This window comes from Burkholderia sp. Bp8986 (assembly GCF_003854225.1).
Lineage (GTDB): Bacteria > Pseudomonadota > Gammaproteobacteria > Burkholderiales > Burkholderiaceae > Burkholderia.
In genome coordinates, this window is sequence record NZ_QTQM01000022.1 from 57,896 (window position 1) to 84,093 (window position 26,198).

26 protein-coding genes and 2 pseudogenes are annotated in these 26,198 nt (G+C 67.8%); 14 read left to right on the plus strand and 14 right to left on the minus strand.

The window, feature by feature from the left end; all coding sequences use genetic code 11:
• Window positions 1–39: 39 nt before the first annotated feature.
• Window positions 40–1,728 carry a sigma-54-dependent Fis family transcriptional regulator gene (locus DID99_RS20330; protein WP_124667403.1) on the plus strand — a complete coding sequence of 563 codons (1,689 nt, stop codon included), beginning with the start codon at window positions 40–42 and terminating at the stop codon, window positions 1,726–1,728.
• A 1-nt stretch (window position 1,729) separates the two neighbouring features.
• A complete protein-coding gene (locus DID99_RS20335) occupies window positions 1,730–2,479 on the plus strand; it encodes a GntR family transcriptional regulator (protein WP_124520942.1) in 750 nt (249 codons plus the stop codon).
• Between the two features lie 24 nt (window positions 2,480–2,503).
• Here the strand turns inward: DID99_RS20335 and DID99_RS20340 are convergent, their stop codons facing one another.
• On the minus strand, window positions 2,504–3,328 hold the full coding sequence (locus tag DID99_RS20340) for a phosphate/phosphite/phosphonate ABC transporter substrate-binding protein (RefSeq protein ID WP_044845470.1): 825 nt from the start codon (window positions 3,326–3,328) through the stop codon (window positions 2,504–2,506).
• A 432-nt stretch (window positions 3,329–3,760) separates the two neighbouring features.
• Between DID99_RS20340 and DID99_RS20345 the strand changes: the two genes are divergently transcribed.
• Together DID99_RS20345 and DID99_RS20350 are read left to right on the plus strand one after the other, a co-directional pair.
• The gene (locus DID99_RS20345; RefSeq protein WP_124667404.1) at window positions 3,761–4,786 is read left to right on the plus strand and encodes a fatty acid desaturase; all 1,026 of its coding nucleotides are present in this window, start codon (window positions 3,761–3,763) and stop codon (window positions 4,784–4,786) included.
• A 219-nt stretch (window positions 4,787–5,005) separates the two neighbouring features.
• On the plus strand, window positions 5,006–6,208 hold the full coding sequence (locus DID99_RS20350) for a benzoate/H(+) symporter BenE family transporter (RefSeq protein ID WP_124487105.1): 1,203 nt from the start codon (window positions 5,006–5,008) through the stop codon (window positions 6,206–6,208).
• A gap of 27 nt (window positions 6,209–6,235) precedes the next feature.
• Here DID99_RS20350 and DID99_RS20355 read toward each other — a convergent pair whose 3' ends face one another.
• Both DID99_RS20355 and DID99_RS20360 read right to left on the minus strand, forming a co-directional pair.
• Window positions 6,236–7,123, minus strand: coding sequence for an NAD(P)H-binding protein (locus DID99_RS20355; protein WP_124667432.1), 888 nt, complete (start codon window positions 7,121–7,123; stop codon window positions 6,236–6,238).
• A gap of 295 nt (window positions 7,124–7,418) precedes the next feature.
• Window positions 7,419–8,324, minus strand: coding sequence for an AraC family transcriptional regulator (locus tag DID99_RS20360; RefSeq protein WP_124667405.1), 906 nt, complete (start codon window positions 8,322–8,324; stop codon window positions 7,419–7,421).
• A gap of 192 nt (window positions 8,325–8,516) precedes the next feature.
• Here DID99_RS20360 and DID99_RS20365 point away from each other — a divergent pair, with 192 nt between their 5' ends.
• On the plus strand, window positions 8,517–8,738 hold the full coding sequence (locus tag DID99_RS20365; protein WP_260444625.1) for a hypothetical protein: 222 nt from the start codon (window positions 8,517–8,519) through the stop codon (window positions 8,736–8,738).
• A gap of 38 nt (window positions 8,739–8,776) precedes the next feature.
• Here DID99_RS20365 and DID99_RS20370 read toward each other — a convergent pair whose 3' ends face one another.
• Window positions 8,777–9,730 carry a LysR family transcriptional regulator gene (locus DID99_RS20370; RefSeq protein WP_124487108.1) on the minus strand — a complete coding sequence of 318 codons (954 nt, stop codon included), beginning with the start codon at window positions 9,728–9,730 and terminating at the stop codon, window positions 8,777–8,779.
• Window positions 9,731–9,830: 100 nt separating this feature from the next.
• Between DID99_RS20370 and DID99_RS20375 the strand changes: the two genes are divergently transcribed.
• The 3 genes and pseudogenes from DID99_RS20375 to DID99_RS20385 all read left to right on the plus strand — a co-directional run.
• Entirely contained in the window at window positions 9,831–11,189 is a 1,359-nt protein-coding gene (locus tag DID99_RS20375; RefSeq protein WP_124667406.1) for an NAD(P)/FAD-dependent oxidoreductase, read from the plus strand.
• Window positions 11,190–11,512: 323 nt separating this feature from the next.
• Window positions 11,513–11,947, plus strand: coding sequence for a hypothetical protein (locus DID99_RS20380; protein WP_044845476.1), 435 nt, complete (start codon window positions 11,513–11,515; stop codon window positions 11,945–11,947).
• Window positions 11,948–12,096: 149 nt separating this feature from the next.
• Window positions 12,097–12,307 (plus strand): annotated as a pseudogene (locus tag DID99_RS20385) (hypothetical protein); the annotation flags it as partial.
• Here the strand turns inward: DID99_RS20385 and DID99_RS20390 are convergent.
• A complete protein-coding gene (locus DID99_RS20390; protein ID WP_124529356.1) occupies window positions 12,292–12,543 on the minus strand; it encodes an energy transducer TonB in 252 nt (83 codons plus the stop codon). The pseudogene DID99_RS20385 and the gene DID99_RS20390 overlap by 16 nt on opposite strands.
• A 53-nt stretch (window positions 12,544–12,596) precedes the next feature.
• Window positions 12,597–12,875 (minus strand): transcriptional regulator, encoded by a 279-nt coding sequence (locus tag DID99_RS20395; protein WP_124667407.1) that lies wholly within the window; start codon window positions 12,873–12,875, stop codon window positions 12,597–12,599.
• Between the two features lie 30 nt (window positions 12,876–12,905).
• Between DID99_RS20395 and DID99_RS20400 the strand changes: the two genes are divergently transcribed.
• Together DID99_RS20400 and DID99_RS20405 are read left to right on the plus strand one after the other, a co-directional pair.
• Entirely contained in the window at window positions 12,906–13,103 is a 198-nt protein-coding gene (locus DID99_RS20400; protein WP_124667408.1) for a hypothetical protein, read from the plus strand.
• A gap of 168 nt (window positions 13,104–13,271) precedes the next feature.
• Window positions 13,272–13,571 (plus strand): hypothetical protein, encoded by a 300-nt coding sequence (locus DID99_RS20405; RefSeq protein WP_124487113.1) that lies wholly within the window; start codon window positions 13,272–13,274, stop codon window positions 13,569–13,571.
• A gap of 60 nt (window positions 13,572–13,631) precedes the next feature.
• On the opposite strand, the gene DID99_RS20410 is transcribed toward DID99_RS20405, so the two are convergent.
• Entirely contained in the window at window positions 13,632–14,015 is a 384-nt protein-coding gene (locus tag DID99_RS20410; protein ID WP_124667409.1) for a hypothetical protein, read from the minus strand.
• Between the two features lie 23 nt (window positions 14,016–14,038).
• Between DID99_RS20410 and DID99_RS20415 the strand changes: the two genes are divergently transcribed.
• The 3 genes from DID99_RS20415 to DID99_RS20425 all read left to right on the plus strand — a co-directional run bounded on the left by DID99_RS20415 (window position 14,039) and on the right by DID99_RS20425 (window position 19,504).
• Window positions 14,039–15,643 (plus strand): EAL domain-containing protein, encoded by a 1,605-nt coding sequence (locus DID99_RS20415; protein WP_124520958.1) that lies wholly within the window; start codon window positions 14,039–14,041, stop codon window positions 15,641–15,643.
• Window positions 15,644–15,894: 251 nt separating this feature from the next.
• The gene (locus DID99_RS20420) at window positions 15,895–18,261 is read left to right on the plus strand and encodes a DNA polymerase II (protein ID WP_124667410.1); all 2,367 of its coding nucleotides are present in this window, start codon (window positions 15,895–15,897) and stop codon (window positions 18,259–18,261) included.
• Window positions 18,262–18,376: 115 nt separating this feature from the next.
• Window positions 18,377–19,504: a molecular chaperone DnaJ gene (locus tag DID99_RS20425; protein ID WP_124667411.1), complete on the plus strand. Its 1,128-nt coding sequence runs from the start codon at window positions 18,377–18,379 to the stop codon at window positions 19,502–19,504.
• Between the two features lie 45 nt (window positions 19,505–19,549).
• Here the strand turns inward: DID99_RS20425 and DID99_RS20430 are convergent, their stop codons facing one another.
• From DID99_RS20430 to DID99_RS20455, 6 genes are all read right to left on the minus strand, one after another.
• On the minus strand, window positions 19,550–20,455 hold the full coding sequence (locus DID99_RS20430) for a LysR family transcriptional regulator (protein WP_124520962.1): 906 nt from the start codon (window positions 20,453–20,455) through the stop codon (window positions 19,550–19,552).
• A 79-nt stretch (window positions 20,456–20,534) separates the two neighbouring features.
• Window positions 20,535–21,779, minus strand: coding sequence for an acyl-CoA dehydrogenase family protein (locus tag DID99_RS20435; RefSeq protein ID WP_044848815.1), 1,245 nt, complete (start codon window positions 21,777–21,779; stop codon window positions 20,535–20,537).
• Between the two features lie 38 nt (window positions 21,780–21,817).
• A complete protein-coding gene (locus DID99_RS20440) occupies window positions 21,818–22,576 on the minus strand; it encodes an SDR family NAD(P)-dependent oxidoreductase (RefSeq protein WP_044848814.1) in 759 nt (252 codons plus the stop codon).
• 7 nt (window positions 22,577–22,583) lie between these two features.
• The gene (locus tag DID99_RS20445) at window positions 22,584–23,348 is read right to left on the minus strand and encodes an SDR family oxidoreductase (RefSeq protein WP_044848813.1); all 765 of its coding nucleotides are present in this window, start codon (window positions 23,346–23,348) and stop codon (window positions 22,584–22,586) included.
• A gap of 58 nt (window positions 23,349–23,406) precedes the next feature.
• On the minus strand, window positions 23,407–24,438 hold the full coding sequence (locus DID99_RS20450) for a phosphotransferase (protein WP_124529371.1): 1,032 nt from the start codon (window positions 24,436–24,438) through the stop codon (window positions 23,407–23,409).
• Between the two features lie 20 nt (window positions 24,439–24,458).
• The gene (locus tag DID99_RS20455; protein WP_124667412.1) at window positions 24,459–25,133 is read right to left on the minus strand and encodes a histidine phosphatase family protein; all 675 of its coding nucleotides are present in this window, start codon (window positions 25,131–25,133) and stop codon (window positions 24,459–24,461) included.
• 211 nt (window positions 25,134–25,344) lie between these two features.
• Here DID99_RS20455 and DID99_RS20460 point away from each other — a divergent pair, with 211 nt between their 5' ends.
• On the plus strand, window positions 25,345–25,500 hold the full coding sequence (locus tag DID99_RS20460; RefSeq protein WP_124520972.1) for a DUF3309 family protein: 156 nt from the start codon (window positions 25,345–25,347) through the stop codon (window positions 25,498–25,500).
• Between the two features lie 110 nt (window positions 25,501–25,610).
• Here the strand turns inward: DID99_RS20460 and DID99_RS20465 are convergent.
• Window positions 25,611–25,919 (minus strand): annotated as a pseudogene (locus DID99_RS20465) (hypothetical protein); the annotation flags it as partial.
• Window positions 25,920–26,198: the final 279 nt, after the last annotated feature.

The following is a 26,198-nucleotide window of genomic DNA, read 5'->3' on the forward strand; positions in this document are numbered from 1 at the left end:
AAAACTTTGAAAATCACGAGAAATCTCGACGGAGGAGACATGACGCGGCCCAGCCTGCCCCCTTTGCCGCCGGACACCGACCTGCGCAAGCTGATCCATTTTTCGGCGAGCGACGGTCGCATCTGGCTGGCCGGACAGCGGATGGTGCTGCTGCATGCCGGCGCGCTGGCGACGCTGCGCCAGGAACTGATGGAAAGCGTCGGCCCCGCGCAGACGCGGCGTTTCTTCACGCGGGTCGGCTTCGCGGCCGGCGAACGCGACGCCGCGCTCGCGCGCGAGATCCGCAGCGGCGCATCGCTGTTCGACATGTTCCACGTCGGCCCGCAACTGCACATGCTCGAAGGCGCGGTGCAGGTCACGCCGTTGCGTTTCGAGGCCGATCCCGCGACCGGCGCGTTCTACTGCGAATACCGCTGGGAACATTCATGGGAAGCCGACGTGCACCGCCGCACGTTCGGGCCGCAGCCCGAACCGGTGTGCTGGATGTTGATCGGTTATGCGACCGGCTATACCAGCGCGTTCATCGGCCGCACGATCCTGTTCAAGGAAACGAGCTGCGTCGGCATGAACGACCCGCACTGCACGATCGTCGGCAAGCCGGCCGACGAATGGCCCGACGCGGAGGAAATCACGTCGTGGTTCAAGGCCGACTCGCTGATCAACACGATCCGCGACCTGCAGACCGAAGTCGAATCGCTGCGCCTCGAGATGACGCCCGACGACGGCCGCACGCGGCTCGTCGGGCGCTCCGACGCATTTCGCGCGGCCTACGCGCTGCTGGAGACGGCCGCGCCGACCAAGGTCGCCGTGCTGCTCACCGGCGAGACGGGCGTCGGCAAGGAACGCTTCGCGCGTGCGCTGCACGGCCTCAGCCCGCGCGCGGCGAAGCCGTTTGTCGCGATCAACTGCGCGGCGATTCCGCATGCGCTGATCGAGTCGGAACTGTTCGGTGCGGAGAAAGGCGCATTTACGGGCTCGCAAACCGCGCGCGCCGGGCGCTTCGAGCGCGCGGACGGCGGCACGTTGTTTCTCGACGAGATCGGCGAGCTGCCGCTCGACGTGCAGGCGAAGCTGCTGCGCGTGCTCCAGGAGGGCGAGGTCGAGCGGCTCGGCGCGACCGACGGCCGGAAGGTGGACGTGCGCGTCGTCGCGGCGACCAACCGCGATCTCGAACAGGCCGTGCGCGACGGCACTTTTCGCGCGGATCTCTACTACCGGATCAACGTTTATCCGGTGCTGATCCCGCCGCTGCGCGACCGGCAGGACGACATCGCACCGCTCGCCGACGCGATGCTCGACCGCTTCGCGGCGCTGCACGGCAAGCCGACGCCCACGCTGACCGATTACGCGTACGACGCGCTGCGCGGCTATCGCTGGCCCGGCAACGTGCGCGAGCTCGAGAACCTGATCGAGCGCGCGGTGATCCTGTCGCGGCCGAACCGTCCGGTCGACGCGAAGGACCTGTTCCCCGGCGTCGGCTCGCCCGGCGGCGCGACGGTCGACCGGGCGGGGCAGATCCGGCCGGCGGCCGCGATATCGATCGACTGCGGGTCGATCCTCGACCAGCTGCAAGGCGGCGGCGGGCTCGACGGCCTCGAGCGGGCGCTGCTGCATGAAGCCGTCGACCGCGCGAACGGCAACCTGTCGGCCGCCGCACGCCTGCTCGGCCTGACCCGCGCGCAGCTCAGCTATCGGCTCAACCGCAAACAGGACCAGGAGGACGCGTGACATGAACAGCATCCTGCCCGCCGATCCGTTCGACGATCCGCCGCCGGCGCTCGAACCGGCCGCCGCCGACGCCGCCGACGCCGCCGAACCGCACGCCCGCACGCTCAGCGAGCACGCGTATCACCAGCTCCGGCAACACATCATCGAAGGGCATTACCCGCCCGGCGCGAAGCTGCGCGTCGAGCATCTGAAAGACGTGTACGGCGTCGGCGCGGGCACGCTGCGCGAGGCGCTCACGCGGCTCGTCAGCGATGCGCTGGTCGTCGCCGAAGGGCAGCGCGGGTTTCGCGTGACGCCGATGTCGGTCGACGATCTGGAAGCGATCACGCGCCTGCGCATTCATATCGAGGTCGATGCGCTGCGCGACTCCGTGCGGCATGGCGACGATGCCTGGGCGCAGCGTGTTCGGCAGAGCTTCGAGCAGTTGTCGGCGTGGGAGCAGCCGGTATCGATCGAGCACCGCGCCGCGTGGGAAGCGTGCAACCGGCGCTTTCACGAAGCGCTGATCTCGGCGGCCGCGACGCCGTGGACTTATCTGATCCTGCGCATGCTGTCGCAGCAAAGCGAGCGCTACCGGCGCGTGTGCATCGGACTCGGCGATTCGAAGCGCGACGTGCATGCGGAACACACGTGCCTGTTCGAGGCCGCGATGCGCCGCGCCGATGCGCGCGCCGCGCTCGCGCTCGAAGACCATATCGGCACGACACTCGCGGTGGTGCGCAACGCGCCGCCCGGCACGTTGCCGTTCTAGCGTTCCGCCGCGCGGACGACGCGATCACGCCAGCTCGGGATACCCGTGCGCGGCCGCGTCCCGCGCGAACCCGGCAATCGTGTCGTACGCGCCCGGCGGCAGGCGCTCGAATCCCTTCAGCCGCAGTGCGCTCGCCCGCGCCGGATCGAGCGCGACCGCGTGATCGAGCGCATCCTGCAACGCCTCCACGAGCCGCCCTTCCAGCGCCTTCGACGCGATCAACGGCAACCCCGGCGCCGACGCCGTCATGCCAATGATCCGGATCTCTTTCAACAACTCGGGCAGCGCGTCACGCACGTACGCGAAGGTCACGCAATCGATCGCCGCGCAATCGGCAACACCTGCCGCCAGCGCGCGCAGCACGTTCAGGTGCGAGCCGAACGGCACGACCGAACCGAAGAAACGTCCGTCATGCGCATGCGGCGCGACCGCGTGCCGGAATGCGTTCATCCCGCTGTGGGAATCCGCGCCGTTGAAGGCGGCTCGCAATCCGCGACACGCGGCCAGCGTCGTCGCGCCGCCCGCATGCACGCGCGCCGACGCGACCAGCACGCTGCTGTAGCGCGCGCCGTCGCAGCCGGGGGCATCGAAGGCCGGTGTCGCAATCAGGTGCGCGGTATCGCGCAATCCGAGCATCCGGTACGGATATCCGCACGTCTGCGACAACAGCAGGTCGTTGCGGCGCCACAGCGCGTGCAGATCTCCGAACGGCTCGTCAAGCAACGCGACGCCGGCCGGCCCGCCGGCGCGCGCGAACGCATCGAGCGCGTCACGCAGCAGCGCGCGCCACAGCGCGGCGTGGCGCGGCGTCACGTTGTACATCGGCAGTCCGGCGATCCATTGGCTCATGCGCGCATTCTACGCATTGGCGGCGCCCTGGAGAAAGCCCGTCCGCCCGGGCGTCGCCGGGGTCCGGCACGCGGCACGCGGCACGCGGCCGGGGTCGAGGCCGGGGTCGAGGCCGGGGCCGGGGCCGGGGCCGGGGCCGGGGCCGGGGCAGGGGCAGGGGCAGGGGCAGGGGCAGGGGCAGGGGCAGGGGCAGGCAATGCTTATCGGCCGCGCAGCGATAAGCAAATCCGAATTGCTTGGTTGGCCTGACTACGCGGCCCGGTTAGCGTTCCAGTGTCGCGACGCCGCCGCATGCCGCTTCAGCGGCTGAGCGCGAGCCGCGCCGCCTGTCGGCCAACCGCATCGCAGCCCGCACCGGCGCGATCGTCCGCTACCGGTTATCCGAATATCGCCCGCTTTACCGGCTTCACCCGCATCATCCGCCCCAGCACCATGGCCGAATACTTCGACGTCGACCACGCGCGCGCGATCGCCGCGCTCGACGCCCGCTTCACTGCCCGTACCGAGTGGCCGACCTGGCTGCTGGTCGTCGCGATCTACGGCGGCTGGCTCGCCGTGCTGCTGCTCGTGCGTGCCGAGCGCCTGTCGCTCGCGGCCGCGACGCCGCCGCTGATCCTGCTCGGCGCGTGGCACATGTCGCTGCAGCACGAGCTGCTGCACGGCCATCCGACGCGTTCCGCGCTCGTGAACCGGCTGCTCGGCTATCCGCCGCTGACGATCTGGTACCCGTACACGCTCTATCGCGACACGCACCTCGACCATCACCGCGACGAGGACCTGACCGTGCCGGGCGTCGACCCGGAAACGAACTACGTGTCGCGCGAGCAGTGGGCGCGGCTGCCGCGCTGGCGTCGCGCACTGACAGTTGCGCGCACCACCTTCGTCGGGCGTCTCGTGTTCGGGCCGCCGACGAGCATCGCCGCGATGTTCGTCGACGCGTTCGCCGCGTTCCGGCGCGGCGACTTCCGCTATCTGCCGATGTGGGCGACGCACGCCGCCTGCGTGGTCGCGCTGCTCGCCTGGCTGCAGTGGGCGATCGGCGTGCCGTGGTGGTACTACCTGCTGGCGGTGACGTGGCCCGCGCTGTCGCTCGCGATGATCCGTTCGCTGTTCGAGCACCGCGCCGCACGGCATCCGAAGGCGCGCATCGCGATCAACGAGGCCGGTTTCGCGATGCGGCTGCTGTACCTGAACAACAACTACCACCTCGTGCATCACGACCTGCCGAGGCTGCCGTGGTACGACCTGCCGCGCGCGTACCGGATGCGGCGCGACGCCTATGCGGAGAAATGCGGCGGCTTCGTGATCCGCGGAGGGTATCGCGAACTGCTGGCGCGCCATGCGTGGACGCCCACCGACACGCCCGTGCACCCGTTCGACCAGGGCACGGCGTCGCTGTCGACGGGCGGCGGTGCGAAGGTCGCCGCCGTCGACGGATATCTTCAGATCAGTACGTAACGCGCGAGCGGGGCCGCGCTCCGCCGTGAAGCCGCCCGATCCGACGACGCGCGCCGGGCCGCCCCGGCGCGCATTCATTACAAAAAGCCGACAACGCCGAGCTTCATCGGCGAATTGCCAATTCCACCGGCAATGTCCAGAATGACGGCTCGTCCGGGGTTCCAACAATCATTCGCCCTGGCTCAGCCCCCCGGCCGCGCGCCGCACTCCCCTACAACGATGCAACCGAACACCTCGCCGGGCGCGATCCGCTCGATCGGCAACGACTGGTCCGTCTCCGCGGTCACGGCGGGCTTTCTCGCGGTGCTGATTTCCTACGCAGGCCCGCTCGCGATCTTCTTCCAGGCGTCGCAGGCCGCGCATGCGTCCAACGAGATGGTGGCTTCGTGGGTCTGGGCGATCTCGATCGGCGCGGGCCTGTCGGGGCTGTTCGCGAGCTGGAAACTGAAGGTGCCGGTCGTGACCGCATGGTCGGCGCCCGGCACCGCGCTGCTCGTCGGCCTCTTTCCGCAACTGACGCTGAACCAGGCCGTCGGCGCGTACATCACGGCCGCGCTGATCATCCTCGTGATCGGCATCACCGGCTATTTCGACCGGCTCGTGCGCCATATTCCGCGCGGCATCGCGTGCGGGATGATGGCCGGCATCCTGCTGCCGTTCGGCATGCACGCGTTCTCCGCCGCGACCGCGCAGCCGGTGCTCGGGTTCGGGATGATCGCCGCGTACGTGATCTTCAAGCGCCTGCTGCCGCGCTACAGCATCGTGCTCGTGCTGCTGACGGGCGCCGCGCTCGCGACGCTGCTCGGGATGGCGCATCTCGGCAACGTGTCGCCGAGCATCGCGCGGCCGGTCTTCATCGCCCCCGAATGGACGCTCGGCACGACGCTCAGCCTCGCGCTGCCGCTCGTCGTCGTCAGTCTCACCGGCCAGTTCCTGCCGGGGATGACGATCCTGCGCGTGTCGGGCTACCACACGAGCGCGCGGCCGATCATCACGGCAACCAGCGTGATGTCGCTCGCGGTCGCGTGCTTCGGCGGGATCACGATCGTGGTCGCGGCGATCACCGCGGCGCTATGCACCGGCAAGGACGCGCACGAGGATCCGGACCGGCGTTATATCGCGGGCATCGCGAACGGCGTGATCTACCTGATCGGCGGGCTCTTTGCCGGCACCATCGTCACGCTGTTCTTCGCGCTGCCGAAGGCGTTCGTCGCGATCCTCGCGGGGCTCGCGCTGATCGGTGCGATCGGCGCGAACGTGCACGGGATCTTCGAGGACGAGGCCCATCGCGAAGCGTCGGTGATCACGTTCCTCGCGACCGCTTCGGGGATGACGTGGCTCGGGCTCGGATCCGCGTTCTGGGGGATCGTGATCGGGTCGGTCGCGTATGCGGTGTCCGGCAGGGCGCGGCGGCAGGCGTAACGCGCATCCTTTCTGCCGCCACCCCGCTCACCGCGCGTGCGCGCGCGCCAGGGTCGCGAGCGCGTCCGCCAGTGTCGTCGTGCCGTACACCCGCTCCGACACGCCGGCCTCGACATCGATCTGCCCCGCGTTGTGCACGTCGTACAGATCGACGATCAGTTGCGCATGCCGTTCGCTGAGCCCCGCGCGCAACAGCGTCGCGGTCCATGCATCGCGCGGCAGTTCGCGCGCGACGATCTCGTGGTCAGCCGCCGCGCCGAGCGTATCCGCGATGTCCCGCACGCTCACACGCTGCGGCCCCTCGATGCTGACGATACACGGCCCGTTGCCGGATTCGACGGAATCGAGCAGCAACCGCGCCGCCGCGACACCCACATCGGGCGCCCACACCGTCGGAAACACCTTGTCGACCGGATGGTGAAAGCTCGGCAGCACACCGGTTGCGAGCGCGACGGGCAACACGCGCGTCCAGTTCTGCAGATGCTCGGCCGAGCGCAGCAGCGTGAGTTGCGTCGGGACCGTCTTCAGCGCTTCTTCCAGACGATGAAAGAGCCGCGTGATGCCCGTGTTGCCATCACGCTCCGCGCCGTAGTCCGACAGCGCGAGCAGCGCCGGCGGCGGATTCGCGGCAAGTGCGCCGGTCACGATGTCGATCGTCCGCTCCATCGTCGCGGCCGGATCGTTGTCGGCGACGGGCACCGGACACAGCATCTGCACGGCTTGCGCGCCGTCGATCGCCATGGCGATCGCACGTGCGTCCGTCAGGTCGGCGATCGCCACTTCGCAGCCGAGTTGCGCGAAGCGTTCGCGATGGCGTGCGTCGCGCAGCACCGCGCGCACGGGATGGCCTGCGTGGCGCAGGGTCGTCACGGTCGACAATCCGACGTTGCCTGATGCTCCGAAAATCACGAACACGATCCGCTCCTGGGGGATGAAGGTGATGTGATTGTCGGTGCGCATCGCCAACGTGACGCGCACGGACGGATGACGCGAGCAGGAAAGGATGACGGATCAGGCGCGTGCCGGGTTTGTCCGTTGCATGGCAGGAACCGGACGTTGTACGGCTCGGTGTCGAACGCCAGCGGTCGCGGCTCGCATGGTGCCGCCAGCCACGCTCATGCAGTCGAAACGAAGCAGCGTCCGCGCGTGACGAACCGGGCACTCGCCGATCGTCGTCGCGCACGCGCGGACATTGAGCCACCGCGCTCGATCAACGGTCGTCGCCGTCATAAGCGAGCCTCAGCCCACCCCGCGCCCCTGACCGCGCGATCTCCGTCGGCGTCGCGCCCAGCACGCGATTCATCCAGTTCGCCATGTGGCTCTGATGCGCAAACCCGGCTTCGAGCGCGATCTGGCTGATGCTGAGCCGGCCTTCGAGCAGCAACGCCTTCGCACGCTCGACCCGGCGCCGCACCACGTACTGATGCACCGGCATCCCGAGCGTCTCGCGAAACAGCACCTTGAAATGCGGCACGCTGATCGACACGAGCGCCGCGAGTTCGGCGAGCGTCATGCGTCGCTCGAGGTTCGCCTCGACATAGTCGATCACGCGGGCCGCCGCCTTCGGCGCAAGCGTACGCCGGCGCTCGCGGAACGCCGGCTGGCTGTCGACCAGCCGCGCGACGAGCGCCGTGCACAGACTCTCCGCATAGAGCGGGTCCGACGCGTCTTCCGCCTCGAGTTCGGCGGCCATCGCCCACGCGATGTGCTGCAGGCGCGGATCGCGCACCTGCAGCCGCCGGCGGATCTGCGCCTGCGATGGCTTCAGCTCGAGTTGCTCGAACGTGCGCCGCACGAACGTGTCGCTGAGCGCGATGTGCAGGATCCGGCAGTCGGCGCTGTCGGTCCACCGGCCCGGCAGGCCGGCGGGAATCACGTCGACGTCGCCGTGCGCCTGGATGCGCGACACGCGTTCGCCGTCGCACACGCAATCCGCGCGCACGGGTGAACCGATATGCACGCCGATGCGGTGATGCTCGGCGGCCGGAATCCGGTACGTGCCCGCGCGAATCTCCAGCAGCGACGCGCCGAAGCCGCGCCAGCCAAGCCCGCGGCTGGAGCGCAGGCTGACCGGCACGCCGTTGTCGGTCGGTGCGGCAAGAATCGGATCGCTCATGGTTCCCCTCCACCAGATCGGGTGTCGAACGCGCATTGTGACGCTTTTCCGCGGTGCTTGCCGGGCCTGAACGCCCGTTCCCGCAGCGCGCGGAAAAAGATCATCCGTTTCTGCTCAAGCCGATCCGCGCCTGCGCGCCGGCAAGCGCCGACACGCCTACGATCGCCTCATCCGACACCTACGGAGCCCGTCATGCCCGATTGCCGCCCGTTTCGCGCGACGTTCGCCGCGCCGCCGCCGTCCGGGGCCACCCGCGTTGCGTCCCGCCGCGCTTCCCGCCCTGTTTCCCGTCCTCGTTCCGGCAGTATCCGCGCGACACTCGCCGCACGCTGCCTGCGCATGATCGGCTGGTACCGGCTCGAGCGGCTGCTCGCGTCGATTCCCGACAGCAACGACGACTTCGGGATCGTTTAACCGCCGCGACACAGGGCACACGCGCCGCCCGCTTCGGCCTACTTGCGCCGCCGCTCGTGCGGCGCGACGGTCGCGCCGTCGATCACCGGCGCGCCCTGCTTGATCAGGAAATCGCGAAACAGCCCCGTCACCTGCGAGATCCGCCGGTCGGCGAGCGTGACCACATACCATTCGCGCTCGATCGGGTTGCCCGGAAACGGCAACTGCCCGAGCAGCCCGGTGCGCAACTCGAGTGCACACGCGTGCAACGACAGGAACGCGACGCCGAGCCCCGCTTCGGCCATCTGCTTGATCGCCTCGTTGCTCGACAGCTCGGAGCCCACGTGGAAGCGGTAGCCGGCCGTCTTGAACAGGCTCTCGACCGTGGAACGCGTGCCCGCGCCGCGTTCGCGCACGAGCAGGTGCGCGGATTCGAGATCCTTCAGCGCGACACGCTTGCGCTGCATCAGCGGATGGCCGGGCGCGGCGACAAACACCATCGGATGCTTCGCGAACTCGACCGCGTGCGTGCGCAGCTCCTTCGGCGCGCTGCCCATCACCGCGAGATCGATTTCATGCGTCGCGAGCATGCGGATGATGTCGTCGCGATTGCCGACCTTGAAATAGGTCTTCACGTGCGGCCGCGTCGCGGTGAATTTCACGAGCAGCGGCGGGATCAGGTACTCGGCCGTCGTGATCGCGCCGATCCGCAGCGTGCCGCCGAGATCGCCCGTCAGCGCGGCCACTTCGTCGCCGGCCTCGCTCCACAGATGCAGGATCTCGCGCGCATAGCGCGACACGATTTCACCGGCGGCGGTCAGCTGCACGCCGCGCCCCACCCGCTGCAGCAGCGCGGCGCCCACCGCCTCCTCGAGCAGGCGCACCTGCAGCGACACGGCCGGCTGCGTCAGGTTCAACTCCTCGGCCGCGCGCGACACGCTGCCGAGGCGCGCGATCATGTCCAGCGCCTTCAGCTGCCGGAACGTCGCGGTCTTTCCTATAAGTGAATACATATGAGTCGCTTATAAACATTAAATTGTTCGCGTAGGTTCAAAACTATATCGTCGGTTCTTGAGCAATGTCATCCGAATCGTCATCAGCGGGAGCCACAACATGGACACCATCACGCCTACCCTTGCAACGGATCGCGCACCGCGCCTGCCGCGCATCGTGATCGTCGGCGGCGGCGCCGGCGGCCTGCAGCTCGCCACGCGCCTCGGCGACACGGTCGGCCGCCGCGGGCAAGCCGACGTCGTGCTCGTCGACCGCTATCCGACGCACTTCTGGAAGCCGCTGCTGCACGAAGCCGCGTCCGGCCATCGCGATCCGGCCTCGCACACGATCGAATACGCGGCGCAGGCGAAGCGCCACGGCTTCCGCTTCGTGCAGGGCGCGCTGCAGCGGGTCGACCGCGCGGCACGCACGGCGACGATCGCCGCGGTGCAGGACGCGGACGGCACGGAGATCCTGCCGCAGCGCGAGCTCGGCTACGACGACCTGGTGCTGGCCGTCGGCAGCGTGACGAATTTCTTCAACGTGCCGGGCGCCGCGCGCCACGCGTTGCCGCTCGAAAACCTCGACCAGGCCGAGGACTTCCGCCGCAAGTTCCTCGCCGCGTGCACGAAGGCGAACCACCTGGCCGAGCAGCAGCCGGCGCGGCGCGCCGCGCCGATCTGCATCAACGTGATCGGCGCGGGCGCGACGGGCGTCGAACTGGCCGCCGCGCTGCGCCATGCGATCCAGCAGTTGACCACGTATCGCTTCAAGGCGCTGGTGTCCGCACGCGACGTGCACATCCGGCTGATCGAAGGCGGCCCGCGCATCCTGCCTGCGCTCGACGCAAGGCTGTCGGCCAAGATGCACGCGCAACTGCGCACGCTGAACGTCGACGTGCTGACGGACACGCGCGTCGCGGAAGTCGGCGCGGACGCGGTCACGACCGCGGCCGGCGAGCGGCTCGCGAGCGACATCACGATCTGGGCGGCCGGCGTCGCGGGCCCCGCGATCCTGCGGGAACTCGGCGACATCGCGCTCAACCGGTCGAACCAGGTGATCGTGACCGAGACGCTGCAGACGCCCGACGATCCGCACGTGTACGCGTTCGGCGACTGCGCCGCGTGCCCGTCGGCCGACGCGGGCGGCTTCCTGCCGCCGCGCGCGCAGGTCGCGCACCAGCAGGCCGTGTACCTGGGCGAAGCGCTCGCGCGGCGCCTCGCCGGCAAGCCGGTGGCCGGCTTCACGTTCCGCGACGCAGGCACCGTCGTGTCGCTCGGCCAGGCCGGTGCCGTCTATCAGGCCGACCTCGGCATGCGTTCGCGCTCGCTGATCGTCGACGGGCTCGCCGCGATCGGGCTGTACAAGTTCCTGTACCGCAAGCACCTGTTCAGCGTGCACGGACTGAAGCGCGCGCTGTTCCAGTCGCTGAGCCACTGGCTGCAAAGCCGCAACCAGCCGTCGATCAAGCTGCACTGAGCGTCGACGGCCACGCGGCATCGCAAGACGGCGTATCGGGCGCACCTCGCCCGATACGCCGTTTTTTCATGTGCACACATCCGGTGCATTCATATCGCGCATGCGTCGGGTGCGTCACATCGAACGCCATCGATACGATGCCATTCGTCCCGAACGCATGGATCGCGTGCATCCCGCGCCGGTACTGGCTCGCCGCCCGATTCATCAGTCAAACCCTATGAGTCGGCTATAAATATTAATTGGTTGCAATTTCAGGATCGACGCTAAGGTGTCGGGCATTCCCGTCCGCGAACGGACCGTCACGTCTCAGGAGAGGAATCACCGTGGTCATCGAAGCCATCGTCACCCGTCTCGACGCCGCATTCGCGCAGATCGAAGCGACACCGGATTCGCACGAATCGCGCAACCAGCGCGATGCGATCATCCAGTGGCTCGACAGCGCGTCGGAGCAAGGATATCGACTCGGTCTCGTCACGACGCTGCCGGCCGCCCGCCTCAGCGACATGTTCGAAGGCCAGTTCGGCCGCGCGAACCTCGACCGCTTCTCGGTCGTCGTGACCGACGCCAATCAGCAGGACTCCGTAGCAAATCAGCATCCGTTCGACGTCGCGCTGCAAGCGCTGGGCGTGCCGCCCGAGCGCGCGGTGGCCGTCGCGAGCAGCGAACCGGAACGCCGCGAAGCCGAGACGTTCGGCCTGTCGCGTTGCGTGCGCATCACCGACACGATGCGCTCGATCGCATCGGCAGGCGTGCACTGAGCCGAGCACCGCATACGGGCCGGCTCGCGCCGGCCGGTCGCGATCCGGCGCGATGCCGACGATTGCCCGACCGAATTCCGACATTCCGCCGTCAAGGCGGCCTGCAACACTTCCAGGCTCGACCGATCCTGCCCGGCGACCGGATGTCGGCGATGGCCGCGAACATGCGATGGGACGTGTATCGCAATGGCTCGCGGCTCATCGTGAAGATGATGCTTGTACAACGAGCGCGAGATGGAATTCCAGGCGGCGTGCGACGGCGCGAAGATCGCCGCGGGCAGTCACTTCTACGACTACGCGGTACGCGGGATTGAAGCGCCGTTACGGGTGTCCGTGACGCGCCGTCAGTCCACCGGGTAATCGAGATCGTGCCAGCGCTTCGCCGATTTCCCGCCGGAGCCGAGGTGACCGCCGGGGAAGCGCATCACCGCAATTGCGTGCAGCGCTTTCGCGTCGAGCGCGGCGTCGCCGCAACTGCGCCTGACCTTGAGATCGCGGACGCGCCCCTGCTCGTCGAGCCAGACCCGCACGATCACGCGCCTTCTCGACGCGGGAGTCTGCACACCGCGTGACAACAGGCGATCCATCAGCGACATGAAGTTCTCCCCGATCGTCGAATGCTACGGTTATCGCCGGTGTGCGCGCCGCGTCAATGCCGGGCGGCTGTGCTCATGTGTGCCGGCGCAGCCTTCGGCTTCGCGGCGACGTGCGCCTTCGGCTCGGTGCCGGCCGCATGTCGAACCTTGCCGGTCTTCGCGGGGGCCGCGTGTGCGTTCGGCGCAGGTTTCGCGCCGGCATGCGCCGCGACCGGCGCCTTCGACTGCGAACGAACGGTTTGTCGACCCGGCTTCACGGCCGCCGCACTGCTCGCCGCCACGGGCGGATGCTTGACCTGCTGCGCGTACGCGTTGACGTCGTGATCGCTCATCCACGATTCCGTGTAGGCCGCCGACGCGGGATGAGCCAGGTTGAGATACGCGACCGATGCGACGAGAAAGGCACGAACATGCGTGCGACGATTGAATGCGGTAATGACGAATGCTCCTTTGCGAACTGGCTCGACGCCCTGTATCGGCGCCGTCGTGGCGGCACGATAAATGAGCGCATTCCGCACCGCAAGCGTCTGCCGGAGATCCAAACGATTCTTGACGTTTGAACGATCGATCCGGTGCGGGCGAGGCGCGAACCAGCGCGGCAGCCGCGCGGTCGCTTCGGTATGCACATGTCGTCGCCCACGGGGCCGGAACGCTGAAAGCCAATCGCCCCCGACGAGGCCGAACTCGAATTCGCCGACGGTGTCGAACGTGCATCGCCGGAGAGTCACATGAAACGCGCCACCCCGTTCGCCCTCCTGATCCTGCTCGCCGCCACCAGCTTGCCGGCACTCGCCGGCAGTGCCGCGTCGCCGGTCCCGCAGCAAGCGAAAAACTGCGTACCGTCCTCCACGTCCGCCGGCACGGCGCCCGGCTCCCGCGCTGCATCAAAAGCGCCGCCGATTCGCGTGTGCGTCGGCGATCCCGACACGCAGCTGAACCTGCCGTGGTTCCTGACCGACGTCCTCACCGCCGTGGACACGCATCAATCTCCCCGCGACCTGCTCCACAAGATGCGCGACGATTTCTGAAGCGCTGCTGTCGCCGATGCACGCGCTGGAACAACCCGCAGCAAGCGGGTTGGGCCTCGTTCAAGGCGCGCCGATGGCTGGATCGCCGGAAGTGACGCGCGATGCAAATATTTCTCCACAAGCATCAATTAAGAAATAACGCGATTTTTGAATATCAATATTTCGTAATCGAGGGCTGCACGCCTTATACTTGCCGCGCACCATCCTCGTGCCAAGAGACGGTGTCTTCTGTCCCGGCCGCTCACCGATGCGGCCGGTTTTTTTCGTGTGCGATACCGATATACATGCGTGGTCGGGGTATGTTACGGAGAAGCGCCTCGAATCCAGCGCCCCGCCGCGATGCCGCTTCGTGCGTTTCGCGAGCGTAGAATCGCTTTGCGTCCCGATATCGGCGCGAGCCGCGGTGCCCCGGCCAAGCACGGCGAACGCATCGCGTCTATCCATCGACCGGTTCGATCTGCATTCTCATGCGCACAACAACAAGTACGACCCGAGGACCTGCCGCGCCCGCACTGCCCCCGAAGCCCGCATTCCAGCGCAGCGGCGCGTGGCCGCACGTCGTTTTCCCGCTTGCCCTGATCGTCTGCATCCTCGTGTTCGTGGTCGCGCTCGTCGTTGCCGGGCGCCTGGCGCGCGACGCGATCGCGCAGCACGAACGCGTCGTCGCGAACGACATCGTGATATCGGTCGACCGCATTCTCGACGGGATTCGCTCGCGGCACCCGGCCGAGCTGGACGCGCTGGTCGGGCGACCCTGCATGACGATCTTCAGGACGCTCGCCGAAGTAGGCACTCACCTGCGTTATCTTCGGGCCGTCGGGCTGGCGAACGACGGTCGCGTCACATGCTCGTCGGCACTGGGCGCGATCGACGTCCCGCTCGCCGCATACATTCACGCGCCCGAGCCGGGGATGACGGCCATCACGCTGCTTCGGCAAACGCCGTTTCAGCATCGCGTTCCGGTGCTGGCGGCGTTTCGTGCGACCGCGCCCGAATCCGGCGTCCTCTATGTGGTCGAAGGCGACTATCTGGCGGACATGCTCGCGCACGGCACCCGCTTCGGGGCGGAAACGGCCACGCTGTCGATCGAAGGCGCCGGAAGCATCGATCAGCATGGCGCGTTCGTGCCGCCGTTCGGCGCGGCGCCGCCCACCGGCAGCACGATCGCGTCGGGCGCCTGGCCGTTCACGGTCTCCGTCACCTCGTCGGAACCCTACGTTTCGCAGGTGCAGCGGCGCTACGGACTGATCTGCGTGACGATCGCGCTGCTGGTCAACGGCCTCGTCGCGGCCGCGTACCTGCTCGCGATGGCGCCGCGCCGGCTGTTGCTGAAGGCCGTTCGCAATGCGCTGAAGCGCAACGAGTTTCATGTCGTCTATCAGACTATCGTCGATGTCGAAACGCGCAGGACCGTCGGCGTCGAGGCACTGCTGCGCTGGCAGCATCCGAAATGGGGGCCCATCAGTCCGGCGGTGTTCGTCCCGCAGGTGGAATCGAGCACGATCCTGCCGAAGGTGACCGAATTCGTGCTGCGCACGGCCATCTCGGAACTGTCCGCGCTCGCGCCGTCGATGCCGCTGCATGTCGCGATCAACGTCGCGCCGAAGGATCTCGAACGCGCGCGCTTCGTGTCCGTCGTCGAAGACGCGATCCGCCGGCTTCCGCCGGGCTGCACGCTGGTGCTCGAAGTCACCGAGCGCATCCTGCTCGAGAAGAATCCGCGCACCACCGAGATGTTCGCCACGCTGCGCGCGAAAGGCGCGAAGTTCGCGATCGACGACTTCGGCACGCACCACAGCAACCTCGACATGCTGTCGCGCTTTCCGTTCGACTACGTGAAGATCGATCGACAGTTCATCTCCCGGCTGACGACGGGCAACGCGAAACTGATCGAAGGGATCGCCGCCGTCGCGCACCACTACGGCCTGAAGATCATTGCGGAGGGCGTGGAGACGGAAGAGCAGCATCGCGCGCTGCATGCGGTCGGGATTCAGTATGCGCAGGGCTATCTGTACCAGCGACCGCAGCGACCGGAAGACCTGAAACGGGAATTCGCGCCGATGCCGGCCTAGGGCCTGCGCTGCGGCAACGCTGCCGCAGCTGCCGGCCGACGCGCTCGCGCACTCGACAGACGAATGCGTGCCGCCCGAACGTCATCCGGCCTGCGCGCGACGCCGACTGCTTCACGCGGTCGATGCAACGCGCACCACGTGGCGGATCCGGCGCCGCGTCCTGCCACCCGATGCCAGCGGCGCCGCTTCGGCGGGAACCGCGCGAGAAGCGCTAAAATCCGCCGCCTGGGCATCCACGACGAGCAAGTGTTTTGACTGCGTTCGAGCAGGGTTTCATCCTCACCCGCCACTGGCGGGACACCGCGTCCGGCATCGAGATCGAGTTCTGGCTGGCAACCGAACACGGTCCGCGCCGCGTGCGGCTGCGCCCGCAGGAAGCCGTCGCGTTCGTGCCGGCCGAGCAGCGGGCGCTCGCCGAACGCACGCTGGCCGGCGAGCGCGATGCCGAACTGCGCCCGCTCGCGCTGCGCGACTTCCGCCAGCGCGCGGTGGCCGGCCTCTACTGCCGCCGCTACCGCCATTTGTCCGGACTCCAGAAACGCCTCGCCGCGGCCGGCGTCGACGTCTACGAAGCCGACGTGCAGCCGCCCGACCGCTATACGATGGAGCGCTTCATCACGGCGCCCGTGCAGTTTCGCGGCACGGCCGGCCGCGACGGCACGCTGACCGACGGCGAACTGAAGCCCGCGACCGGCTATCGTCCCGCGCTGCGCTGCGTATCGCTCGACATCGAGACGAGCGTCCACGGCGAGCTGTATTCGATCGCGCTCGAAGGCTGCGGGCAGCGGCAGGTCTACATGCTCGGCCCGCCGAACGGCGACGCGCGCGCCGCGGACTTCAAGCTCGACTACTGCGACAGCCGGCCCGACATGCTCGCGCGGCTCAACGACTGGTTCGACGAACACGATCCCGATGCGGTGATCGGCTGGAACCTCGTGCAGTTCGACCTGCGCATCCTGCATGCGCACGCGGAGCAATACGGCGTGCCGCTGAAGCTCGGGCGCGGCGGCAGCGTGCTCGAGTGGCGCGCGCACGGGCAGCAGCCCGACCATTTCTTCGCGGGCGCGGCCGGCCGCCTGATCCTCGACGGCATCGACATGCTGAAATCGGTGACGTGGACGTTCCCGTCGTTCAGCCTCGAATACGTGTCGCAGTCGCTGCTCGGCGAAGGCAAGTCGATCGACAATCCGTATCAGCGGATGGACGAGATCCAGCGCCGCTTCGACCACGACAAGCCCGCGCTCGCGCACTACAACCTGAAGGACTGCGAACTCGTCACGCGCATCTTCGACAAGGCCGACCTGCTGTCCTTCGCGCTCGAACGCGCGACCGTCACCGGCCTCGCGGCCGATCGCACCGGCGGCTCGGTCGCCGCGTTCACGCACCTGTACCTGCCGCGCATGCACCGGCTCGGCTACGTCGCGCCGAACCTCGGCGACGTGACCGGCCAGAACAGCCCCGGCGGCTTCGTGATGGATTCGCGACCCGGCCTGTACGACTCGGTGCTCGTGTTCGACTACAAGAGCCTTTATCCGTCGATCATCCGCACGTTCCTGATCGATCCGGCCGGGCTGATCGAAGGGCTCGCGCATCCGGGCGACGACACGTCGGTGCCCGGCTTTCTCGGCGCGCGCTTCTCGCGCACCGCGCATTGCCTGCCCGACATCGTGCGGCGCGTGTCGGAAGGCCGCGACGAAGCGAAACGCCAGCGCAACGCGCCGTTGTCGCAGGCGCTGAAGATCATCATGAATTCGTTCTACGGCGTGCTCGGCTCGACGGGCTGCCGGTTCTTCGATCCGCGCCTCGCGTCGTCGATCACGATGCGCGGCCACGAGATCATGCACCGCACGCGCGAGCTGATCGAGGCGCAGGGTTACGAAGTCATCTACGGCGATACCGATTCGACCTTCGTGTGGCTCGGACGCGAACACGACGACGACGCGGCCGGCGCGAAGGGCCGCGCGCTCGTCGAGCACGTGAACCGCTGGTGGCAGGCGCACCTGCGCGATCGCTTCGGGCTCGAAAGCGCGCTCGAACTGCAGTACGAGCGGCATTACCGGCGCTTCCTGATGCCGACCGTGCGCGGCGCGGAAGAAGGCAGCAAGAAGCGCTATGCGGGCCTCGCGCGCGCGGCGGACGGCGGCGAGGACCTCGTGTTCAAGGGGCTCGAAACGGTGCGCACCGACTGGACGCCGCTCGCGCAGGCATTCCAGCGCGAACTCTACCGGCGGGTGTTCAAGCGCGAGCCGTACCAGGATTTCATTCGCGACTACGTGCGGCGCACGCTCGCCGGCGAATACGATGCGCAACTGATCTATCGCAAGCGCGTGCGCCGGCCGTTGAGCGAATATCAGCGCAACGTGCCGCCGCACGTGCGCGCCGCGCGGATCGCCGACGAATTCAACCAGGCGCGCGGCCGGCCGCTGCAGTACCAGCGCGGCGGCTGGATCAGCTACGTGATGACGACGGCCGGCCCGGAACCGCTCGAAACGATGCGCTCGCCGATCGACTACGCGTTCTACGTGAGCCGCCAGCTGCAGCCGGTCGCCGATGCGATCCTGCCGTTCCTGCGCGACGATTTCGAACGCGTGATTTCCGGGCAGGGGCAATTGTTCTGAGCGCGATGCGCGGCGAGCACGGCTGCCCGAGCCGAGCGTCTCGCCACCGGAGCCGGCGATGCCGGCTAAAATACCGGCCTGCCGCGCCTCCCGCCGCGGCCGGAGGACCTTCATCATGACCGCACGTCGCGGTGCCGCGGTCGCCATCGCGCCCGGTCACGAGACAGCCAGCCTGTCCAAAGCCCAGCAAACCTTCAATACGCTCGTCAAGCACATCGAAAAGCGGCGCGAGCGTCTGGGCGCATGGGAAGCCGTCACGCCGGCCTTCCAGAAGAAATTCGTCGACGGGCTGCTGCCGCTCGAACAGGAAGCGACCGCGCTGCGGATCAGGCTGATCCATCTGCTCGACGATGCGTTCCTGCAGAAGGGCCTGAGCAAGGCCGAGCAGCGCATGCTGTCCGACCTGATCGCCGACATGGCGCGCGACTTGCTGAACGTCAGCGACGACGCGGCGCTGAAGGTCATTTACAACCGCCATCGCGCATCCGACGACGCCGGCAGCGCCGTGGCCGATCCCGAGCCGATGAAGCGGGAGCCGCAGCCGATGCCCGCCACGGAGCCGGCCGACGATCTCGACACGCTGTCACCCGACGAGCTCGCCGAGCGGATGCAGGCCGAACTCGACGCCCAGTTCGAGCGCGACATGGCCGCTCACGCGGCCCGCGAGGCCCAGCGCGCGAAGCGCAAGAAGGCGCCGAAGCAGTCGGCCGCGCAGGCGAAGCGCGAGGCCGAGCAGGCCGAATCGAGCAAGTCGATCCGTGAGATCTATCGCAAGCTGGCCAGCGCGCTGCATCCCGATCGCGAAACCGATCCGCAGGAACAGCAGCGCAAGACCGTGCTGATGCAGCGGGTCAACCACGCGTATGCGAAGGGCAATCTGCTGCAACTGCTGGAACTGCAGCTGGAGATCGAACAGATCGACCGACGCGCGATCGACGGCCTGAGCGAAGCACGGCTCACGCGCTACAACGGCATCCTCGAGGAACAGCTGCGCGAGCTCGATCAGGAGATCCGGCACGTCGAGAACGATTTCCGGCGCACTTACGGCATCGCGTCGTCCGTCAAGATCGCGCCTGATACCGTGATCCGCATGCTCGCGCGCGACATCGCCGGCATGCAGCGCGGCAACCAGGACCTGACCATCGCGCTGCGCGAGTTCGAGGATCCGGACTACGTCAGGGACTGGTTGAAGGACATGAAACGCCGGCCGGTATCGTCGCGCTTCGTCGACGATTCGTTTTGAGCGAAGCCGGCGTGGGCCGGCGCGCGGCGCGCACGCGCCGTCACATCACGGCGACTCGCCGATCCCGCCCATCAGCGTCATCAGCTGCTCTCGCAGCCACTGGCTGCCCTGATCCTGATCGGCGCTGCGATGCCAGTAGCAGAAATATTCGAGCCCCGGCATCTCGAACGGCAGTTCGAGAATCCGCGCGGGGTAGCGCTGCAGCAGCCGCAGCGGCGCTGTCAGCGCCAGGTCGCCGCGCATCGCGATCAGCGGCGCGACCATGTAGTGCTGCACGCGCATCTGGATGTTGCGGCGCAGCCCGAGCCGCGTCAGTTCGGCATCGACGTGCCCGCTGCCCTTGCGGCGGCTCGACACGTGGATGTGCCCCATCGACAGGTAGTCGTCCAGGGTCAGCGTGTCGCCCTTGAACGGGTGGTCGTCGCGGATCATGCACGCGTAGCGGTCGCGCACGAGCAGCGCCTGGTGCAGGTGCGGGTCGCCGATCAGCGGCGCGTCGATCGCGATGTCGACGGAGCCGTTCGCGAGCGCGGTCGCCACTTCGCGGCGGTCCATCGTGTAGCTGCGCACGTGCATGCCGGGCGCATGCGTCTGCAGCAGTTCGCCGAGGGCCGGCAGCAGCAGCGCTTCGGTCAGGTCGCTCATGCTCAACCGGAACACGCGCGCGGACGAAGCGGGGTCGAACACGTCGCCTTCGTGCGCGCTCGAATCGAGCAGCTGCAGCGCTTCGCGCACGCGGCCGACGATGTTCTCGGCCATCGGCGTCGGCATCATCCCGGCCGGCGTGCTGACGAACAGCGGATCGTTCAGCGTCTTGCGCAGCCGCGCCAGCGCGTTGCTGACGGCCGGCTGCGTGAGGTTCAGCACCTCGGCCGCGCGCGTCAGGTTGCGCTTGTTGTAGATCGCCTCGAATACGACGAACAGGTTCAGATCAATCTTCGAAAGGCGCATCGCCGGATCTCCTTGCCGGCATCTTAATACGGCGTGCGTCTCCCGTTCGCCCACGTCGCCGGCTCGCGCGGTGCGCCGCTCAGCCGCGCGGCGGCCGCGTCAGGTACGGTTCGGTCGAGCCGCGCACGGCGTCCTTGATCTCCATGCGCGCGATCGCCTGCAGGTGCACCTCGTCCGGACCGTCGGCGAAGCGCAGCGCGCGGCCCCAGGTCCACAGGTCGGCGAGCGGCGTGTCGGGGCTCAGGCCCGCCGCGCCGAACACCTGCATCGCGCGGTCGCACACGTTCGTGTAGACGGTCGGCACGAGCGCCTTGATCATCGAGATTTCCTTGCGCGCCGCCTTCGCGCCGACCTTGTCGATCATCCACGCGGCCTTCAGCACCAGGAGGCGCGCCTGGTCGATCTCGATGCGCGAACGCGCGATCCATTCGCCGATCGTGCCGTGCCGGTTCAGCGGCTTGCCGAACGCCTCGCGCGACTGCGCGCGGTCGATCATCAGTTCCAGCGCGAGCTCGGCCGCGCCGATCGAACGCATGCAGTGGTGGATGCGGCCCGGCCCGAGGCGCGCCTGCGCGAGCGCGAAGCCGCTGCCTTCCTCGCCGAGCAGGTTGCGCGCCGGCACGCGCACGTTGTCGAACGTGATCTCGCAGTGCCCTTCGGGTGCGTAGTGATTGACCACCGTGATGTTGCGCACGATCGTCACGCCCGGCGTGTCGCGCGGCACGAGGATCATGCTCTGCTGCTGGTGCGATTCCGCTTCCGGATCGGTCTTGCCCATCACGATGAAGATCTTGCAGTTCGGGTGCGCGGCGTTCGTGATGAACCACTTGCGGCCGTTGATCACGTACTCGTCGCCCACGCGCTCGATGCGTGTCGTGATGTTGGTCGCGTCCGACGATGCGACGTCGGGCTCCGTCATCGCGAACGCCGAACGGATCTCGCCGCGCAAGAGCGGCAGCAGCCATTGTTCGCGCTGCTCGGGCGTCGCGAACATGTGCAGCAATTCCATGTTGCCGGTGTCCGGCGCGTTGCAGTTGAACACCTCCGACGCCCAGCTCACGCGCCCCATGATCTCGGCGAGCGGCGCGTATTCGAGGTTCGTCAGGGCCGTGCCCGGCTCGTCGGCCTTCAGGTGCGGCAGGAACAGGTTCCACAGGCCTTCGGCCTTCGCGCGCTCCTTCAGCGCCTCCATGAACGACACGGGATACTGCCCCGCATGCACTTCTTCGTTCCACTGACGAATGCGCGGCACGATGTGCGCGTCCATGAACGCGCGCACGCGTTCGCGCAGTTCTTCCACTTTCGGGGTGTAGCCAAAGTCCATGATCGACTCCTCGAGATTCCGGTTTCCGTTCGTTCGGTTCAGAAGGCCGAGACACCGCCGTCGACGGCGACGGCCTGCCCGGTCAGATAGGTGTTTTCCTTCGCGCACAGCGTGAGCATCGTCGCGACGATTTCCTCGGGCCGGCCGAGCCGCTTCATCGGCGAGCCCTGCGCGAGAAAGTCCTGGCGCGCGCCGAGGTCGCTGTCGGTGACCATCGGCGTCGCGCTGTAGAACGGGCACACCGCGTTCACGCGAATGCCGTGGCGCGCGTATTCGAGCGCGGCCGTCTTCGTGAGCCCGACCACCGCGTGTTTGGACGCCGCATAGGCGGCCAGCTTCGGCGCGCCGCCGAGCCCGGCCATCGACGCGACGTTCAGGATCACGCCTTCGCGCTGCGCGAGCATCTGGCGAATCTGGTGCTTCATCGCGAAGAACACGCCCTTCGCGTTCACCGCGAAGCTCAGGTCGAGATCGGCTTCGTCGGTATCGATCAGCGCCTTCATCGGCGGGGCGATGCCGGCATTGTTGATGCCGACGTCGAGCCGTTCGAAGCCCGCGACCGCCGCCTGGACCAGCAACGCGACGTCGGCTTCGACGCGCACGTCGCAGCGCTGCGCGATCACGTCGGCGCCGGCTGCGCGCAGCCCCGCGGCCACGCGCTCGAGCGCCGCTTCGTTCAGGTCGCCGAGCGCGAGCCGCGCGCCCATCGCGGCCAGTTCGCTCGCGAGCAGCGCACCGAAGCCGCTCGCGGCGCCGGTGATCATCACGGCCTGCCCGGCATAGCTGTCGATTTTCATCGCGCGCTCAGATCGTCAGGCCGCCGTCGACGACGATGCATTCGCCGTTCGTGTAGCTCGCCGCATCGGACACGAGATACAGCACGGTGCCGGCCATCTCGCGCGGCTCCGCGTGGCGGCGCAGCGGGATCTTCGTCATCCAGGTTTCGTAGATGTCCTTGTCGGCGAACAGCGCGCCCGCGAACTTCGTCTTGGTGAGGCCCGGCAGCAGCGCGTTCACGCGGATGCCGAACGGCCCGCACTCCTTCGCGAACGCCTTCGTCATGTTGACGACCGCGGCCTTCGTGATCGAGTAGATGCCTTGCCGGTCGCCCGGCTGCAGCGCATTCACCGAAGCGGTGTTGACGATCGCGCCGCCGCCCTGCGCCTTCATCAGCTTGCCGGCCTCGACCGACATGAAGAAGTAGCCGCGGATGTTCACGTCGACGGTCTTTTCGTACGCGGCGAGATCGGTGTCGAGGATGTGCCCGAAATACGGATTCGCGGCCGCGTTGTTCACGAGGATGTCGAGCCGGCCGTGCTTGCCGCGGATCGTCTCGAACGTCGCGGCGATGTCCTCCAGCCGCCCGACGTGGCACGCCAGCGCTTCCGCGCGGCCGCCCGCCGCGACGATTTCGTCCGCAACCGCCTGGCAGTCGTCGAGCTTGCGGCTCGACACGATCACGTGCGCGCCCTGCTGCGCGAGCAGCTTCGCGATTTCCTCGCCGATGCCGCGGCTCGCGCCCGTCACCAGCGCGATCTTGCCCGTCAGGTCGAACAGATTCGTTGCCATGTTGCTGTGCTCCTCCATTGATGTGTTGTCGTGCCGCCGCGCGGCGCTTCCGTCGCGGTCAGCGCTGCGCGTCGATCACGTCGACGGCCATCTCGGCCAGCCGGCCGGCCATCGCGCCGACGCGCAGCGCCTGCTCGCTCGACGCGTTGCCCTGCAGCGCGCGCGCCTTCACGCCCTGCGCGATCGCCGCGAGCCGGAAGAAACTGAACGCGAGATAGAAATGCCAGTCGCGGATCGGCTCGATGCCGCGCAGCTCGCAATAGCGCGCGACGATCGCCGCTTCGTCAGGAATGCCGAGTTCCGCGCGATCCTGGCCCGCGAGCCCGCGCACCTGGCCGCCCGACGGCAGGCGCAGGCACATGCAGAAATACGCGAGATCGGCGAGCGGGTTGCCGAGCGTCGACAGTTCCCAGTCGAGCACGGCCTGCACGCGATAGCCGTCGCGCGCGAACATCAGGTTGTCGATCCGGAAATCGCCGTGCACCAGCGCGGGCCGGCCGGTGTCCGCCGGGCACGCCTTCGGCAGCCAGTCGATCAGCGTCTCCATCGCGTCGAGGCGCTCGGTTTCCGCCGCGCGATACTGTTTCGTCCAGACGCCGATCTGGCGCTCGAAGTAGTTGCCGGGGCGGCCGTAGTCGGCGAGGCCCACCGCGTCGACGTCCACGTCGTGCAGCGCGGCCATCGTGCGCAGCAGCGCGTCGTAGCAGGTCGCGCGCTCGGCCTTCGGCAGCTCCGGCAGCGCCGGATCCCAGAAGATCCGGCCGTCCTCGAAGCTCATCACGTAGAACAGGCTGCCGATCACGTCGCGGTCTTCGCAGAGGTGATACGGATGCGCGACCGGCACCGCGGTGCCCGACAGCGCACTCAGCACGCGGAATTCGCGGTCGACCGCATGCGCGGATTTCAGCAGCTCGCCGGGCGGCTGGCGGCGCAGCACGTAACGGCCGCTCTTCGCGTGCAGCAGGAAGGTCGGGTTCGACTGGCCGCCGGCAAACTTCTCCATGTCGAGCGGGCCTTCGAAACCCGGCACGTGCGCTTCCAGATAGCGCGTGAGGCGGGCTACGTCGAGGGGCTGGGAAGGATTCGTCATCGTCGCGATCGTTCGTGGGGTCAGCCGTAGGTGCGCCACGTGTGCCGTTCGGGATCCTCGAGATGCGGGATGCCGTTGAACGACGCGAGGTGGAACGCTTCGGCGTTGAAGAAAAACTGCGAAAGACTGCTGTTGCGGATCTGCAGGTTCAGCGCGATCGCGCTCGACGGCGGTGCGGCGAGCACCTGCTGCACGGTCACCGCGATCGGGCCGCCGGAGCTCACCGCGAGCACGCGCTGGCTGCCGCCGCCGCGGATCGCAGCGCGCGCGTCGGCGACGCGCTGCTGGAAATGCGCCCAGGTTTCGGGGGCGGTGTCGCCGAGCCTGTCGTCGGCCCACAGGTGCAGCACCTGCCGCAGCGCGCGAAAGTGCTCCTTCATCGAGCCGGCTGCGAGCCGCGCGATCTCCGGATAGTCGTTCGCCGCCGCCGCGAACAGCCCGTGGAAGTCGTATTCGTTCAGGCCGGGATGGCGGTCGACCGCCACGCCGTCGCGGCCCATTCCGCGCAGGATCGCGGCGACCGTCTGCGCATGCCGGTTCATCGTGCCGCAGATCACGCGATCGAACGTCAGGCCCTGCCGCGCGAAGTATTCGCCGAGCCAGACGCCCTGCTGCTCGCCCGCGGCGGACAGCCGGTCGTAGTCGTCCGTGCCGAACGACGCCTGTCCGTGCCGTACCAGAAAGAGTTCAGCCATTGCCTGTTCCGCCTGAATGAAACCGAAGGATCAGCATAGCGACCGGGTCTGCATTTTTGAAATTTATTTTCTGAATCGGACGCTATTCACCCCATGAATTCCCGGTATCCAAACAGTGCGCTTTCGCCGGCTTGCGCCGATGGCCCTGAACCGCGGCACGGGAATTGCGCCAGCAGGCACGGTCATGTCGAACAAATTCAGGAGGGGTGCGATGCTCGGTACAATCCTTATCATCGTTCTGATTCTGCTGCTGATCGGGGCATTTCCAGCGTGGCCGCACAGCCGAAGCTGGGGCTACTGGCCATCGGGCTCTCTCGGGCTGATCGTCGTCGTCGTCGTGATACTCGTGCTGCTGGGCCACATCTGAGTGTGACGACGCGTGCCAGTTCAACAGGCACGCGTCGTTCGGTCCGCGCGCCGTGGCTTCTTTACAAACGCCCGCGGTGAACGCCAAGCCGGCAATGGCGAGCCGATAGATCGCTCGGCCGCCTGCTTGGTACGCGCCTTCACGAGCGCGCGCGCCGGCGCGGACGGCACCAGCCATTCGCGCTTCGCGCCGTAATACCCGGCGATCCCGAGGAACAGCGTCATCGCACCGCTCACGATGAGCGCGCTGAACAGCGCGTCGAGCATCACGCACACGAACTCGAGCACGAACACGCCAACCAGCGGAATCAGCAGCAGCCGGAACGAATAGCCGTCGCGGCCGTGCCCCTGGATCCACCATTTCACCGGCTGGAGTTGCCAGAAGCGGTTGTCACGGTGGCGTGAAAGCCGTTGTTCCATGTCCGTCCATTCCCGACTGTGCGATTGCGCTGCGTCACTGCATCATGACCGCACCGGCGTCGAAACACGTTCGACCCATGCCGTGCGTCGTGTCCGTGCGCGGCCGTCCCGCATCATGCCGCAACCGTTCGTGGAAAACCCGCACGGCGCCCCGAGCCGGCACCCGAATGCGGCGAAACCGAACACCGCAGGTTATCAATTGATCCAAAAGATTCAATAGACGATGCCTCCTCCGGCGCGCGATGCTGGCCCGGCCAGTGAACGCGGCGTCATTGCAAC

Bases quoted from the DNA above. Each gene is read 5' to 3' on its own strand.
- DID99_RS20330 (WP_124667403.1), top strand. From the start codon at position 40: ATGACGCGGCCCAGCCTGCCCCCTTTGCCGCCGGACACCGACCTGCGC.
- DID99_RS20365 (WP_260444625.1), top strand. From the start codon at position 8,517: ATGCCCGATTGCCGCCCGTTTCGCGCGACGTTCGCCGCGCCGCCGCCG.
- DID99_RS20350 (WP_124487105.1), top strand. From the start codon at position 5,006: ATGCAACCGAACACCTCGCCGGGCGCGATCCGCTCGATCGGCAACGAC.
- DID99_RS20375 (WP_124667406.1), top strand. From the start codon at position 9,831: ATGGACACCATCACGCCTACCCTTGCAACGGATCGCGCACCGCGCCTG.
- DID99_RS20460 (WP_124520972.1), top strand. From the start codon at position 25,345: ATGCTCGGTACAATCCTTATCATCGTTCTGATTCTGCTGCTGATCGGG.
- DID99_RS20415 (WP_124520958.1), top strand. From the start codon at position 14,039: ATGCGCACAACAACAAGTACGACCCGAGGACCTGCCGCGCCCGCACTG.
- DID99_RS20410 (WP_124667409.1), bottom strand. From the start codon at position 14,015: ATGGATAGACGCGATGCGTTCGCCGTGCTTGGCCGGGGCACCGCGGCT.
- DID99_RS20340 (WP_044845470.1), bottom strand. From the start codon at position 3,328: ATGAGCCAATGGATCGCCGGACTGCCGATGTACAACGTGACGCCGCGC.
- DID99_RS20405 (WP_124487113.1), top strand. From the start codon at position 13,272: ATGAAACGCGCCACCCCGTTCGCCCTCCTGATCCTGCTCGCCGCCACC.
- DID99_RS20450 (WP_124529371.1), bottom strand. From the start codon at position 24,438: ATGACGAATCCTTCCCAGCCCCTCGACGTAGCCCGCCTCACGCGCTAT.
- DID99_RS20345 (WP_124667404.1), top strand. From the start codon at position 3,761: ATGGCCGAATACTTCGACGTCGACCACGCGCGCGCGATCGCCGCGCTC.
- DID99_RS20400 (WP_124667408.1), top strand. From the start codon at position 12,906: ATGAGCCAGGTTGAGATACGCGACCGATGCGACGAGAAAGGCACGAAC.
- DID99_RS20390 (WP_124529356.1), bottom strand. From the start codon at position 12,543: ATGTCGCTGATGGATCGCCTGTTGTCACGCGGTGTGCAGACTCCCGCG.
- DID99_RS20440 (WP_044848814.1), bottom strand. From the start codon at position 22,576: ATGAAAATCGACAGCTATGCCGGGCAGGCCGTGATGATCACCGGCGCC.
- DID99_RS20335 (WP_124520942.1), top strand. From the start codon at position 1,730: ATGAACAGCATCCTGCCCGCCGATCCGTTCGACGATCCGCCGCCGGCG.
- DID99_RS20395 (WP_124667407.1), bottom strand. From the start codon at position 12,875: ATGAGCGATCACGACGTCAACGCGTACGCGCAGCAGGTCAAGCATCCG.
- DID99_RS20370 (WP_124487108.1), bottom strand. From the start codon at position 9,730: ATGTATTCACTTATAGGAAAGACCGCGACGTTCCGGCAGCTGAAGGCG.
- DID99_RS20425 (WP_124667411.1), top strand. From the start codon at position 18,377: ATGACCGCACGTCGCGGTGCCGCGGTCGCCATCGCGCCCGGTCACGAG.
- DID99_RS20435 (WP_044848815.1), bottom strand. From the start codon at position 21,779: ATGGACTTTGGCTACACCCCGAAAGTGGAAGAACTGCGCGAACGCGTG.
- DID99_RS20430 (WP_124520962.1), bottom strand. From the start codon at position 20,455: ATGCGCCTTTCGAAGATTGATCTGAACCTGTTCGTCGTATTCGAGGCG.
- DID99_RS20360 (WP_124667405.1), bottom strand. From the start codon at position 8,324: ATGAGCGATCCGATTCTTGCCGCACCGACCGACAACGGCGTGCCGGTC.
- DID99_RS20455 (WP_124667412.1), bottom strand. From the start codon at position 25,133: ATGGCTGAACTCTTTCTGGTACGGCACGGACAGGCGTCGTTCGGCACG.
- DID99_RS20445 (WP_044848813.1), bottom strand. From the start codon at position 23,348: ATGGCAACGAATCTGTTCGACCTGACGGGCAAGATCGCGCTGGTGACG.